This is a genomic window from Shewanella zhuhaiensis, from assembly GCF_022484835.1.
Taxonomy (GTDB): domain Bacteria; phylum Pseudomonadota; class Gammaproteobacteria; order Enterobacterales; family Shewanellaceae; genus Shewanella; species Shewanella khirikhana.
This window is the reverse complement of the sequence record NZ_JAKUDL010000003.1, coordinates 360,361-373,920: the sequence shown is the minus strand read 5'-3', so window position 1 is coordinate 373,920 and position 13,560 is coordinate 360,361. Positions and strand designations below refer to the sequence as shown.

The 13,560-nt window shown below is 54.1% G+C and carries 12 protein-coding genes; 6 read left to right on the top strand and 6 right to left on the bottom strand.

Annotated features, from left to right (window positions below):
* The first annotated feature begins 139 nt into the window (after nucleotides 1–139).
* The 5 genes from MJ923_RS11290 to MJ923_RS11270 all read left to right on the top strand — a co-directional run bounded on the left by MJ923_RS11290 (nucleotide 140) and on the right by MJ923_RS11270 (nucleotide 4,590).
* Nucleotides 140–1,036: a LysR family transcriptional regulator gene (locus MJ923_RS11290; RefSeq protein WP_240591171.1), complete on the top strand. Its 897-nt coding sequence runs from the start codon at nucleotides 140–142 to the stop codon at nucleotides 1,034–1,036.
* 108 nt (nucleotides 1,037–1,144) lie between these two features.
* Complete coding sequence (locus MJ923_RS11285; RefSeq protein ID WP_240591170.1) at nucleotides 1,145–2,371, top strand: DUF3179 domain-containing (seleno)protein; 1,227 nt, start codon at nucleotides 1,145–1,147, stop codon at nucleotides 2,369–2,371.
* Nucleotides 2,372–2,470: 99 nt separating this feature from the next.
* Nucleotides 2,471–2,947 carry a hypothetical protein gene (locus MJ923_RS11280; protein WP_240591169.1) on the top strand — a complete coding sequence of 159 codons (477 nt, stop codon included), beginning with the start codon at nucleotides 2,471–2,473 and terminating at the stop codon, nucleotides 2,945–2,947.
* A 396-nt stretch (nucleotides 2,948–3,343) separates the two neighbouring features.
* A complete protein-coding gene (locus tag MJ923_RS11275) occupies nucleotides 3,344–3,538 on the top strand; it encodes a hypothetical protein (protein WP_126169516.1) in 195 nt (64 codons plus the stop codon).
* A 209-nt stretch (nucleotides 3,539–3,747) separates the two neighbouring features.
* A complete protein-coding gene (locus tag MJ923_RS11270; protein ID WP_338092231.1) occupies nucleotides 3,748–4,590 on the top strand; it encodes an EAL domain-containing protein in 843 nt (280 codons plus the stop codon).
* A gap of 43 nt (nucleotides 4,591–4,633) precedes the next feature.
* On the opposite strand, the gene MJ923_RS11265 is transcribed toward MJ923_RS11270, so the two are convergent.
* On the bottom strand, nucleotides 4,634–5,560 hold the full coding sequence (locus tag MJ923_RS11265) for a DUF808 domain-containing protein (RefSeq protein WP_240591167.1): 927 nt from the start codon (nucleotides 5,558–5,560) through the stop codon (nucleotides 4,634–4,636).
* 210 nt (nucleotides 5,561–5,770) lie between these two features.
* On the opposite strand from MJ923_RS11265, the gene rpiA reads away from it, so the two are divergent.
* On the top strand, nucleotides 5,771–6,430 hold the full coding sequence (gene rpiA / locus MJ923_RS11260) for a ribose-5-phosphate isomerase RpiA (RefSeq protein WP_240591166.1): 660 nt from the start codon (nucleotides 5,771–5,773) through the stop codon (nucleotides 6,428–6,430).
* Between the two features lie 47 nt (nucleotides 6,431–6,477).
* Here rpiA and MJ923_RS11255 read toward each other — a convergent pair whose 3' ends face one another.
* The 5 genes from MJ923_RS11255 to brnQ all read right to left on the bottom strand — a co-directional run bounded on the left by MJ923_RS11255 (nucleotide 6,478) and on the right by brnQ (nucleotide 13,125).
* Nucleotides 6,478–7,776 (bottom strand): hypothetical protein, encoded by a 1,299-nt coding sequence (locus MJ923_RS11255; RefSeq protein ID WP_240591165.1) that lies wholly within the window; start codon nucleotides 7,774–7,776, stop codon nucleotides 6,478–6,480.
* A gap of 201 nt (nucleotides 7,777–7,977) precedes the next feature.
* Nucleotides 7,978–9,702: a single-stranded-DNA-specific exonuclease RecJ gene (gene recJ / locus MJ923_RS11250; protein WP_240591164.1), complete on the bottom strand. Its 1,725-nt coding sequence runs from the start codon at nucleotides 9,700–9,702 to the stop codon at nucleotides 7,978–7,980.
* Between the two features lie 75 nt (nucleotides 9,703–9,777).
* On the bottom strand, nucleotides 9,778–10,503 hold the full coding sequence (gene dsbC, locus MJ923_RS11245) for a bifunctional protein-disulfide isomerase/oxidoreductase DsbC (RefSeq protein ID WP_240591163.1): 726 nt from the start codon (nucleotides 10,501–10,503) through the stop codon (nucleotides 9,778–9,780).
* A 143-nt stretch (nucleotides 10,504–10,646) separates the two neighbouring features.
* Entirely contained in the window at nucleotides 10,647–11,525 is an 879-nt protein-coding gene (gene xerD, locus MJ923_RS11240) for a site-specific tyrosine recombinase XerD (RefSeq protein ID WP_240591281.1), read from the bottom strand.
* Nucleotides 11,526–11,787: 262 nt separating this feature from the next.
* The gene (gene brnQ / locus MJ923_RS11235; RefSeq protein WP_240591162.1) at nucleotides 11,788–13,125 is read right to left on the bottom strand and encodes a branched-chain amino acid transport system II carrier protein; all 1,338 of its coding nucleotides are present in this window, start codon (nucleotides 13,123–13,125) and stop codon (nucleotides 11,788–11,790) included.
* Between the last annotated feature and the right edge of the window lie 435 nt (nucleotides 13,126–13,560).

Sequence of the window (13,560 nt, the reverse complement as noted above, 5' to 3'; positions counted from 1 at the left end):
GGGTTAAGGCTATTCGCTGCCAACTGTGCCTTGCATCTATCTGTTGTAAGCTCACGCAGCCCAAGCACGGACTTTATTCGCAGCTTCTTTAGGTATAATGCCCTAATGATTATGGTGTTTTTCTTCAAAGGATGAGCCCATGAATTTAGATGACGTAGCCCTGTTTGTTCAGGTGGTTGAACAGGGCAGCTTTACCAAAGCCGCCGAACTAAGCGGCCTGCCAAAGTCCACCGTAAGCCGCCGTATTCGCGATCTTGAACAAAGCCTTCGTGCCCGCTTGCTGGAGCGCACCACCCGCCATTTACTGCTGACCGAGGTGGGGGAAGCATTTTTACTGCGAGCCCGAGCCATACTTGCGGCAGTAGAAGCAACCGAACTTGAAGTGGCAGGCGCTCAGCAAACCTTTGAAGGCGAACTGACACTCTATGCCCCCGACTTTCTGATGGAATGGTGCTCTCCTCAGATTGCACGCTTTTTTGATAGCTATCCCGAACTCTCCCTGCGGGTGCATGACATAGGCCAGACGTCTTCGACACTGGCAGACAAGCGCTTTGATTTGCTGCTGACCCTGGGAGCACTGCGAGATTCATCCTTTATCGCGCATCCCATGGCCAAACTGCAGTTTGATCTCTACGCCACACCGGAATATCTGCAACAGCACCCGCTCCCCGAACACCCGCAAATCCTCGGGCAAGGGCATGCGCTGGCCATCATGGAACTGGCATCCCTGGATTTGTGCTGGCCGTTGGCAAAAATCCCCCTGTTTCAACGCCCCAGGTTTTGCACCCAGTCGCCCTATCTGCTGCGCTCATTAGTGTTACAGCACAAGGTGATTGGTTATTTGCCGGTAGCCATGGCTGGTGATTTGGTAACGCAAGGAAAGTTGGTTCCCTTATACAACCGGGCAGCTAGAACTGCAGAACAGCTCTATGGCGTGTATCACTCCCGCCGTTTTGTACCTGAGAAAGTCAAGCTGCTGATGGAAGACATTCGCGCGGGGCTGCCGGGCAGATTGCAGCAGTTGGAAGCGGAATAAGCTGATTGTTCCAATTAATGGAACAGTTCATTGCATCCAGGCGGATTTATCCCGCTGATGACGGTTTTTACAATGGTGGCAGAATTTTTTGTCACCGGAGTAACCTCTATGATGCCCTTTATCACTCGCTATGCCCGCCCACTTTTTTGGGGCGCCATGGCCTTAGCACTCGCCAGTGCAGGACTGCTGTTCAAAGATCTGGCTGACGTCAGCCAATGGCTTATTCAATCCCCCCGCGAAAGCACTATGTGGGTGTGGTATCACAGGTATGCCCTCACGGCAGTGGCCATCATCAGTTTTGCCATCGCCCTTTGGGTTCTGAGCCGCCGTCCCAGCCTCACCAGTAAAAAAGCGCTTGCCGCTTGCGTCATCTTGTTTGCCTTCCTGCTCTACAGCGGCATGATAAACCCCCACATCATGATGCGCGATCGCATGGACAATGGGGTCTTTGTCTCTGTGGAAACAGCCAGAAAATACTATTCCCCCGACGAGAGTGTGATTGTACTCGACATCAATGGTGCGGCCCGCGCCCACTCGGACAAACAGCTGCTGCGCCCCCATGTTGCCGGCAATGGAGAACTGGGCGGTGAAAACGTAGTGATGACTTACTGTGGTCTCACCAATCTGGGGATGGCTTATACCCCTGAAATTGATGGTAAAGCACTGCAACTGGCACCGATGAACCAGCTGGAAAACAACCTGGTGATGTGGGACAAGGTATCCGGGGAACCTATTCAGCAACTTTGGGGCCAAAAGGAAGCAGATATCAATCAGGGCGCCAGCGCAAAAATGCGTGAGTGGCCGACCTTCAGAATGCCGTTTTCCAAATTTGCTGAGGCCTATCCAAACGGCGAAGTGTTCCTGAATGACTATCTTGTGCAGGATATGAAGCCTTCATTTTGGGAAAACCCATTCCTCGCCATATACGATCCCATCATGGAAGCCATTTTTGACCACGCCATTGTAGATCAGGCAACCAATGAGGATCCCACCTTCCCAACCATTCAGCACAAGGATCCACGTTTGCCCAATAAGACGCTGGTTTGGGGGCTGAATGTGGGCACTGACTATGTGGCCTATACCGAGGATTTTGTACGTCAGCACGAGCAGCCTATCAATACTGAAGTTGGCGGCAAGAACCTGGTCATTGCCTGGGACAATGAATACCAAAGCCTGGGTATTTACTACAACCCACATCAAGAACCCGTGGTAGAGATTGATTTCTTTGGTAATTCCAACGTGGGCAAACTCAATCGCGTTGAAACGGTTAAAGCCGGAGCTTATTGGATTATCTGGGCAAACTTCTTCCCTGAAACTGACATCAATCGAGTCTGAACCCTAATATCAATTGCCACCGGTGCCTGCACCGGTGGCTTTGTCACAGGCTTTTGCATCGGATAAAGTGTCAACATCCAGCAATCATTGAAGCTCGCAATGCCCCCCAGACTCGAACGTGCCGGCAAGATAGACAGCGCCAAGCGTGCCCGCGCCAAAATGGCCATGATGGAAAATGCCCTCAATGCACTGATAGCCCGGCAATCTGTGTACAAAACCTTGCTTGGCAGCCTGATTGGCGCCGTGCTGGCATTAGGCGCTTTTGCCACTCTCGCCCAGCAGGATCTGGGAATGGTATTTCTCTATATTCTGCCACCTGTGCTGATTGGGCTTGGCGCCAGAGTGCTGGGCCAGTGTTTTGAGTGGCAACTGCTGCTCATTCCTGCCGTCACGGCTGCCATGGTGTATCTGATGGTCTTCAGCTATCTGCTACCGTTTCACAGCGAAGATTTGATAGTGGTGCCCATTGGGATTGGTCTTGCCGGGTTTTGTGCCCGAACCCGTCTGACCGCGCTGGAGAAAAACGCCCTCTGGTACGCCCAAATGGGTAAGTTTGATAATCAGGAGCCGGAATAAGTTTGGATCGAGCCCGCTTCATCAACCTGCTACAGCGTAATTCAGTTGGCACTGCACTTTCCCCCGGCTTTTAACCCGACGTCCCGGTTATCCTCAGGACGTAAAAGCACCTCGGTAAACATATAATCCTGCTTCAAAAACCAACACCAGCGTCTCCCAAGCGCTAATCCCCTAAGTCACACATAAGCATATCCCAAGCCAACTTTTTAACCTTTTCCGCCATTTCTTAACAAAGCTTGCGCTGGCGCAAACTTTGTTCCCCTAGCAAAGAAATCCTACCTAAAAATTGATAGCGATCAAATATCTGCTGCGTCAACAACGCATACTGAGCCCAACAGAACAAGACGGCGAGCCAGCCTCGCCACCGCACAAAGGCTTTTAAAAAGGAATTCGATGATGAAATCAGAACTGGTTGTACTGCTGCTCGCGACTCTGGGTTTGGTATTGGCACTGGTTGGTCATATCGCAATGGGCTTTATGCTGAATGTCAGCGCCCTTGGCATGGTTGCCGCCCCAATGCCATTTGTGCTGATGGTGGTTGCCGTGATTGCAGTGAAATACGCCGCAGCCCACGACAAGCCAAGCCACTGATATCGCTTAGTTTAGCTCAGGCTTCACCGCCACATGGCTGGTGACGAGAGCGTTCAGCCAAGGCCCGCCCAAAGCGGGTCTTTTGCTTATCTGGCGTGTGCTTTTATCGCCAATAATCAAATGTCTGCAGCGCCGATTTTTGGAATTCCCGCAGGCCAGGATCTACAGTAAAATCACGCCCCTTTTCAGTGATTCCCTGAGACGAAAACGTGGACTTCCCCAGCGAAATCAAACAACAAACCTGCGCAGACTGCCTGAGTGGCGTCTCACTCGGCTTTGATATCCGCATGGCTTTTCAGCCGATCATCGACTGGCAAAGCCGCAATATTTTTGCCTATGAAGCCCTGGTTCGTGGCCCTGAGGGACAAGGCGCCGCCTGGGTGTTTGAGCGGATAAACGATGCCAATAAATACTATTTCGACCAGGCCTGCCGGGTCAGTGCCATTAAAACCGCTGCCGAACTGGGCTGCGATACCTTCCTCACCATCAACTTTTTACCCAATGCCGTTTACAACCCCAAAAGCTGTATCAGGGCAACCATTGAAGCCGCCCATCTTTACGGCTTCGATTTGAAGAAGCTCATTTTTGAAGTGACTGAAGGAGAAGAGATTATCGATAAGGCGCACCTGAGAAATATTTTCCAGAGTTACGCCCAATTCGGTTTTCTCACCGCCATTGATGATTATGGCGCAGGTTACACCCACATCAGCTGGCTGGCGGAACTCAAGCCCAATGTGCTCAAGTTGGACATGTCGCTTATTCGCAATATCGACCGGGAGCCACAAAAACAGGCGCAAATTAAAGACATCATGGCTCACTGCGCACTGCAGGGCACCCAGGTTCTGGCAGAAGGTATTGAAACACTTGCTGAACTCGAGTGCCTGACCGGCTTGGGGATCCGCTACCTGCAAGGCTACCTGTTTGCCAAACCCAGTCTGGAGTATTTAACCCCTGCCACCGACATCCCCTTAGCTGCGCTCGCCAAACTGAACAAACAAAAAAGCAGTGCCGAGGCACTGCTTTTTCATCATTTGGATCCCGGATTGCCTTGAGCCCGGAATTAACGCCTGATGTAGCGTTTGAAGGGCTGCTGGCTTAATGTGCCTCGGCGCCCCTGAGCTTTGCAATCAGGTTCATCAGCACCACCGCCAGTGCGCCGGCAACAATGCCGAAAATCAGGTTAAGCAGGCTTGGGGTTAAAAACGCAAGCACAGGGCCTATCCCTGCTATGGCAGCCACATGTTCGGCGGCAGCCTCAATACCATGGTGCAGCACTGCCACGCCGTGGGTAAGGATACCGCCCCCCACCATAAACATGGCCGCGGTGCCCACAATCGATAGCAGGTTCATGAGCTTGGGCGCTGCGGCAAGGATCCATCCACCAATGGTTTGAGCAATTCCGGAAGCCTTTTTCGACAGCCACAGCCCCAAATCATCCAGCTTTACTATGCCCGCCACCAGGCCATACACGCCTATGGTCATGACTACGGCAATAATCGACAGTGTGGCGACCTGAGTCATAAAGGGGTGCTCAGCCACAACGCCCAGGGTAATGGCAATAATCTCGGCAGAAAGCACAAAGTCAGTACGTACCGCGCCCTTTACCTTTTGTTTTTCGTACTCTTTGGGGTCCATGCCCTTGGGGACAAGAGCCTCATGGGCATCTTCACCCTCTGCAGTGTCATGCTTGGCCTTGCTGTGCCACAGCTTCTCAAAGCCCTCGAAACACAAAAACAGGCCGCCAAACATCAACAAAGGCGTCACCAACCAGGGGGCAAAGGCACTGATAAGCAGTGCCGCCGGCACCAAAATCAGCTTATTGAGGAATGACCCCTTGGCAACCGCCCACACCACCGGCAGCTCGCGATCGGCATTCACTCCGGTAACCTGCTGGGCATTGAGGGCCAAATCATCACCCAGCACCCCGGCAGTCTTCTTGGCAGCAACCTTGCTCATCACAGACACATCATCAAGAATGGTCGCAATATCATCGAGTAAGGTGAGCAAACTGGCTCCGGCCATAACATCTCCTTGTGAAACTATCCTGAATTTTCAAAGGCTATCCTAATCCATTGCCGCAGCAAAGCGCAGCCCCGATTTTGCCAAACCGGCAGCAGATCCCGTAAAAGAGGACCTAGGATGGATTTTTGTTAAGCCCCAACCACTTTCACAACAAGTTACAGGTATACTAAGGGCAATTTTTCGCATTAACGTCTTTTACAGGACCTCACCATGACTCAAGACGAAATGAAAAAGGCCGCCGCCTGGGCCGCACTCAAGTACGTAGAAAAGGACAGCATCGTCGGTGTGGGCACCGGCTCCACCGTCAACCACTTTATCGATGCATTGGCTACCATCAAGGCCGATATCGAAGGCGCTGTGTCATCCTCCGAAGCCTCCACCGCCAAACTCAAGGCCTTGGGCATTCCGGTGTATGACTTGAACAGTGTCGACAGACTGTCGGTTTACGTGGATGGTGCCGATGAAATCAACGGCCAGATGGACATGATCAAAGGCGGTGGCGCAGCCCTGACCCGCGAAAAAATTGTCGCTGCCGTGGCCGACAAGTTTATCTGCATCGTGGATAACACCAAGGAAGTAGCGATTCTCGGCGAGTTCCCGCTGCCGGTTGAAGTCATCCCCATGGCCCGCTCCTATGTAGGACGTGAGCTGGTCAAACTGGGCGGCGACCCTGTATACCGCGAAGGTGTGGTCACCGATAACGGCAACGTGATCCTCGATGTGCACAACATGAAGATCATGGAACCCAAGAAGCTTGAGGCGCAAATCAACGGCATCGTAGGGGTAGTAACCAATGGTCTCTTTGCCCATCGCGGCGCCGACGTACTGCTGGTCGGTACTCCGGAAGGCGTGAAGACAGTTACAGCCTGATAGCTTGGTTATTGAGTAAAAAAGCCACCTTCAGGTGGCTTTTTGTTTTATTGGCGAATGCTGAAGGACAATGTGCTTTGTACCTTCATTGAGTCCCTTACATCCAAAAAGCTATTCTGCCCCCTGGTTCGCTCAGCGCGATAACTCTTCAGATCCATGGCCTTACCCAAGTCAGTGACAGACACCGCATCATTAGCCCCGAAAAACTGACTCAACTGTTCGCCACCACCCAGAACCAGATCCGGCAATTGGCCCTTGGCACCGCCATGAATACGCCATGAGGTGGCGTCACCCTGAAGGTTCTGGTGATGAATCGAAAACGATGAGGTAACCGCTGTCGGAGATACCACACTGAAATCAAAGCTTAGCGGGTAGCTTTTAGCCAGCACGCCCTGGGTCAGTTCAGTCTTTAGCGCCTGCCCCTGAGCGCCAAGCACCAAAGGCTTAACGGAGGATAAATCTGCCCCCTGATCAACCCAAGCCAAAATCCCCCAACCAGAATCTTCGGTGTCGCCATTGGCAACAAACAAGTTAGCCTCGCTCAGCGACGGATAAACAAACTCAGATGCCAGTCTGGTGGTCTTATCATAGGAGCCATAATGGTAGGGATTGGTAAAGTACTGGGAAACCTCTTTACGGCTACCTGCAGCCACTTCAGCGCTTACCTTCACTTTCACACCCGCATGGCTGAAGTCATTCAATGACAGCGTGAATTCGGTCTTGTTATACACATCGATGCGGGCAGCCAGACTTGTTGAGCCATCTGGTGCGCCAAGCTGTACCCTGAGCTTATCTGCGTCGACTGTGCAAACTTGCATGCTCCTTTGAGTATCTGCTGCATCCAGGGCAAATCTATCCAGAATGAAGCCTGTTCGTACTGCGGCTAAATCGGTCACATCGGCAGTGATAGTCCGGCAGCCACAGTTTGCCTCTTCACTCTTATCAAGAAAGCGAACTTCACCGAGGTCCTGGGCGCTGACATCGAGAAAACTGATGTATTCAGGCTCCTGCACCAGCAAGCCATTCCAGTTGATGTAGCGACTATATCCCTTTACCGTGACATGTTTGGCATTTGCGGGCAGCTCAAACTCAAATTTGCCATTGGCATCTGCACTGACTTCAGATAACACAGCGCCATTGGCATCGTGAATGAGCATGCCGGCATCGGTAAAATCAGCCCCAACACCACAGCCATCAACTTTAACGGCATGCAGCTTAAAGGTATCAGGTTCAGAGGTGGAAGGCGGGGCGACGTCGGGGCGGTAGTCATCAACAGAGTCAGACGAGCCACCACAGCCACCCAGAGCAACAGCAACGACCAACGCGAAGGGAGAGTATTTGAACATATTCAATTCCTTTGAAAAATGTCGGCACCACCCAAGTAAGGTGCGCGCAACCCCGTGCTGGCCTGTTGTTATCATTTGCAGCCGCGAGCCACGGTTAACACCTGTCCTGGCGCCGACCTGGCAACATCCTAAGACAATTTGTTTACTGTTGCATCAATTTGTTAATTTTCATGATTTTACAGTATGCATTCCGAATAGGGATTACATAGGTTCGATTTGCTCAACGAGCAATTGCAGGCTTTGATTGCCGCGAAACTCGTTTACATCGAGGCGGTAGGCAAGCTGCACGTGGCGTACAGTGGCATCGGGCCAGACATTGAGGTCAACATTAAAGGCAATGGCATCCAGCATCAGGCGGCCACATTCGGTTTCTACCATCATTTTCAGGTGCTTCTCACCCACCAGGCGCTGTTGCAGCAAACGGAAATGACCGTCAAACAGCGGCTCTTCAAAACCCTGGCCCCAGGGGCCACTTGCCCGCAGCAGCGCAGCGGTTTCCAGAGTCATAAATTCCACCGGCAGCTCTCCGTCCGAAAGGATTTCACCGGTTAACAGCTCTGGCGCCAGGATCTCCCGCACAGTGGCATCGAAGATGGCGTTAAAGCGCTCGAAATCGGCTTTGCCAAGACTCAAACCGGCTGCCATGGCATGGCCGCCAAACTTCAGAATAAGTCCCGGATGGCGGCTCGAAATCAGCTCCAGCAGATCCCGCATATGCAGCCCCTTGATGGAGCGGGCCGAGCCTTTGATTTCTGTGTCTGACGCCTCGGCAAAGGCGATAACTGGTCTGTGGTATCTGTCCTTAATCCGCGAGGCGAGAATACCTATCACTCCCTGATGCCAGTCGTCCTGATACAGGGCTATGCCCCATGGAAGCTCATCTTCTTTAAGCTGCAGACGCTCCAGGCTTTTTAATGCTTCGGCCTGCATGCCGGTTTCCAGCTCACGACGCTCGAGGTTAAGACCATCAAGCTCTGCGGCCATACGGCGGGCGTACATGATATCGCTGCACATCAGAGTCTCAACCCCGAGGGACATTTCATCGAGACGACCGGCAGCATTGAGCCTTGGCCCCACGGCAAAGCCGAAGTCGGCAGCCACGGCGCGGACGGGGTTACGTTTGGCCACTTCCAGCAGCGCGGTAATGCCGGGGCGACAGCGCCCTGCCCGCACCCTTTTCAGGCCCGCATCCACCAGAATACGGTTATTGGCATCCAGGCTTACCACATCGGCCACAGTGCCCAGCGCCACTATGTCCACCAGGGTGGCTAGATTGGGCTCAGGTCTGCCAAGGCGGGCAAACCAGCCGCGGCTTCTAAGCTCTGCACGCAGGGCGAGCATCAGGTAAAACGCGACCCCAACACCGGCAATGGACTTACTGGCAAACTGGCAGCCAGGCTGATTGGGATTGACGATGGCATCAGCCACCGGCAACTCGTGTCCGGGCAAATGGTGGTCGGTGATCACTACCTGCATACCGGCGGCCTTGGCGGCGGCTACGCCATCGATACTGCTGATGCCGTTATCCACTGTGATAAGCACCTCGGCGCCCTTTTGCGCCGCCAGCGCCACCAAAGGCACACTGAGGCCGTAGCCATAATCGAAGCGGTTGGGAATGAGAAAATCGGCACCTTCTATGCCCATCATTGCCAGCGCCAACAGGCAAACTGAGGTGGAGGTGGCGCCGTCTGCATCAAAGTCACCGACAATCAGCAGCCGCTTTCCTGCTTCGGCCGCGTCCGCCAGAATGGCAGCAGCCTCTGGCAATCCCAGCATGGTTTCCGGCCTGAGCAAGGAGGCCAGTTCCTGCTCACATTCCTCGGCGGCCACGCCGCGGCGGGCCAGCAGCTGTTTCAGCAGCGGATGCAGGTGGGCAGGCAGGTGGGAATCATCCACCTTAGGGCGTCTGGTGAGCTTATACTTCACGCCGGAAACTCCTTGCAAAAGACTGACAACAAAAAGGTGAGCCTGGGCTCACCTTGGAAACCGAACCAATTCGGTTTATTGGGCGCTTACGCGCTCCAGCAGGTCAAACAGCGCATTGGGTGGCTGGTAACCCGGGATCATAGAGCCGTCTTCCAGCACAATGGCAGGGGTGCCATTCACACCGAAAGAGCCACCCAGATTGTACTGACCGGCGATGTCGGCGTCACATTTGGCGGCGGAAATGGCGTTACCGGCTTTGGCATCGTCCATGGCTTTGAGTGGATCTTTGGCACACCACACGGCTTCCATCTCATCGGCGTTCGGTGAGGGCACGCCCTGGCGTGGGAAAGCAAGGTAACGCACGGTAATGCCAAGCTTGTTGTAGTCGGCCATCTCGCGGTGCAGCTTACGGCAGTAGCCACAGGTGATGTCGGTAAACACAGTCACCACGTGTTTTTCGTTTTTGGCTTTGTAAACCAGCATCTTGTCTTCGAAGTTCTTCAGCATTTCCAGACGCGGACCAGCCAGAGCTGCCTCGGTGAGGTTTTTCATCGAGCTGTCGAGGTCGTAGATATTGCCGTGGATAAGCTTGCTGCCATCCTGGGTAATGTAGAGCACGCCACGGTTGGTGATCACCTGATACAGGCCAGAGATTGGCGCGGCGGCGACCGAGCTCACTTCCAGCCCCAGGGTATCTTCAACCTTTTTCTTGAGCATATCGTTTGGCGTTGGCGAACTGGCAAAGGCCAATGGCGCCAGGGCGAGGGAAACCCAGAGGGTCAGGGTGCGAGACAATTTCATGTGAATTCCTTGATAAGCACGGCGGTTCAATATCGCTTAAAGACTTAGACCCGCGAATGGCCTGAAAAGTTACCGACTAATGTCGACAAAAGCAAATCGAGTGCCGTCGATTTTGTATCAGATAATGTTTTTGGCGTTTCGCATCAGCCCCTTGGGTGGTGCTGACCATGCAAATCCGCCAGTCGGGTCCTGGCCACATGGGTGTAAATCTGGGTTGTCGACAATGAACTGTGGCCCAGCAGTAACTGCACCACCCGCAGATCGGCGCCATGGTTCAAAAGGTGTGTAGCAAACGCATGTCTTAAGGTATGGGGCGACAGCTCGGTGTGAATATTGGCCCTGAGGGCGTAGAGTTTGATGCGATGCCAAAAGGTCTGGCGGGTCATCTGCTGGCCACGGCTCGATGGAAACACCACTTCGGTAGCACCCTGCTTGAGCAGTTGCTGACGCGAGCCGTCGAAAAACAGCTCCAGCGCATCCTGAGCCACTTCACCCATGGGCACCAGTCGCTCCTTGCCGCCTTTGCCGATAATTCGCACCAGCCCCTGACGCAGGCTAAGCTCGGACATCCCCAGCCCCACCAGCTCACTGACCCGCAGCCCGGTGGCATAGAGCAGTTCCAGCATGGCTTTGTCACGGCACTCTATCGCGTCTTCGGTGTTTGGCTCGGCCAGCAGCCGCTCCACTTCGGCCTCAGATAAGCTGCCGGGCAAGGGTTTGGCAAGTTTGGGCGATTCCACCAGCGCGGTGGGATCTTCCGTTATCTGCCCCGACACCAATAGATGGCGGTAAAAGCGTCTCAGACTCGAGAGCATGCGCGCGGTGGAGGTTTTGGCCACGCCCTTTTCGACCCGAAACGCCAGATAGTCCCGCAAGGTCAGGGTGTCCAGCATCAGCAGTGTCATGCCCCGGCTTCCCAAAAACACCTCAAACTGCGCCAGGTCGGTTCGATAGGCACTGAGGGTATTGTCCGACAGTCCGTGCAGCGACCAGAGCTCATCTACAAAGGCATCGATAAGCATGGCGCCTTGGGCACTGGGCTTCACCGCAGCGGTAGTTTTGGACGTCTTGCGACTGGACTTATCACTACGGGACTTATCACTACGGGACTTATCGCTACGGGATTTGCCGCTACGGGAGTTACTGCGGGAAGATTTAGGGGCAGCGTTGGCGCTCAAGTCACACTCCATCACTGAGGCAAGCAAGGGGCCTCTCAAAACAACAAAAAAGCCGGGCGGGCCCGGCTTTTTCTGAATCCCCAGTTTTGTCTGAATAGATTAGGGGTTAAGCCGCCTCGGCCTGACGATTACCGATAAAGAGGCAGATTACCATGGTCACCACAGTTGGCAACAACCAGGCCATGCCCTCGGCGTACAGTGGCATAAAGTCCAGCAGACTCATATCAACACCGGCGGCTTTCAGGCCATCAATGGCACCAAACAGCAGCGCCACCGCCAGCACCAGTCTGTGGCCCAGCACAGGGTTTGGCATACGCTCGGTCAGGAAGGTCACCGCCACCAGCGCAATCACCACCGGATAGATGCTCACCAGCACAGGAATACTGATGCTGATAAGCTGCGCCAGCCCCACGTTGGCCACCAAGGCACAAATGGCGGAGAACAGGATCACAAACTGGCGATACTTGATGCGCGGAAACAGCTCGTTGAAGTAATCGGAACAGGCACTCACCAGGCCCACCGCTGTGGTCAGACAGGCCAGCGATACCACAGTCGCCAGCATGGCGGCGCCGAGGGTACCGAATTCGCGGTCTACATAACGGGTCAGGATCTGGCCGCCATTGTCGGCGCCAACGGCGATATCACCGGCAGTGGCTCCGAGGAAAAACAGCGAGATATACACAAACGCCAGGCCTGAAGCGGCGATAATGGCGGCGCGCACCAGCGCATGGGTCTGGGCCTTGGGATCGTCCACCCCTTTTTTACGCAGCAGATCGATAATCAGCATACCGAACATCAGCGAGGCCAGGGTATCCATGGTGTTGTAGCCTTCAATCACACCTTTGATCAGTGGACTTGCGGCGTAATCGCCCTGAGGGGCAGCGGTTTCACCGCCGGGCAGCAGGATAACAGACACCGCCAGCGCCACCAGCAGTACCATCAGCACCGGCGTCAGTACTTTACCCACGCTGTCCATCAGCTTGCCGGGGAAGAGTGCCAGCAGCATGGTGACGGTGAAAAAGCCGAGGGTGAACAGCAACTGAGCCACATTCAGACTCACACTGCCCAGCATCCACACGGCGCTGGTATCGCCAAGAAAGGGCTTGGCACCAATCTCAAACGCCACCAGGCCGGTGCGGGGCGCCGCAAAGGCTGGGCCGATAATGATATAAATAGCAACCGCCAGCGCAGTGGCTGCCACCGCGGGCAGGTAGGCCATAACCTTACCCTGGGTTTTGGCCACGGCAATCAGGCCCACCAGCGGCATACCCACGGCCGTCACCAGGAAGCCCATCATCGCCAGTGGCATGTTTTCTCCGGCAAGCATGCCCGCAAACGGCGGGAATATCAGGTTGCCAGCCCCCAAAAAGAACGCAAAGGTCATAAATCCCAGACTCAGGGTGTCTGAGAAACTCATCTGCTTGTTTTGCACAAGAAGCCCCATCTTATTAGTGTTTTGTTAACAAACTTAAGTGATTATCCCGCGCTTGGCTACCGGCTTGCATCGAGGCAATCGGACTTGTAAAGCCATGCTTACAGGAAAAAATGGGTAAATTTGGCGTGAACTGCCCAAAAAAACCGCAGCCCCGAGGCAACTTTTGCCAAAAATCACCGCCGAGGGGCCCGAAGTCGTGTAAAAAGCCCCGGGAAGGACAGAGACTATTATCAAAGCCATCGCCCGAGCGCAAGGAAACGGCCGTTCATCCGCTAAAAAAGCGCGCGGATGCAACATCGGGGCTAACGCGATGTTGCCCGGGATCACAAAGCTGCCCGTTTGTGGGCCTTGGCGCGTCACATCCCCCTAACCTTTCACGCCAAGAGGTAAGACCAGAACTAAGCCAGAGGTCACAGGTAGAACCGGGATTTTCCGGCAATTGGA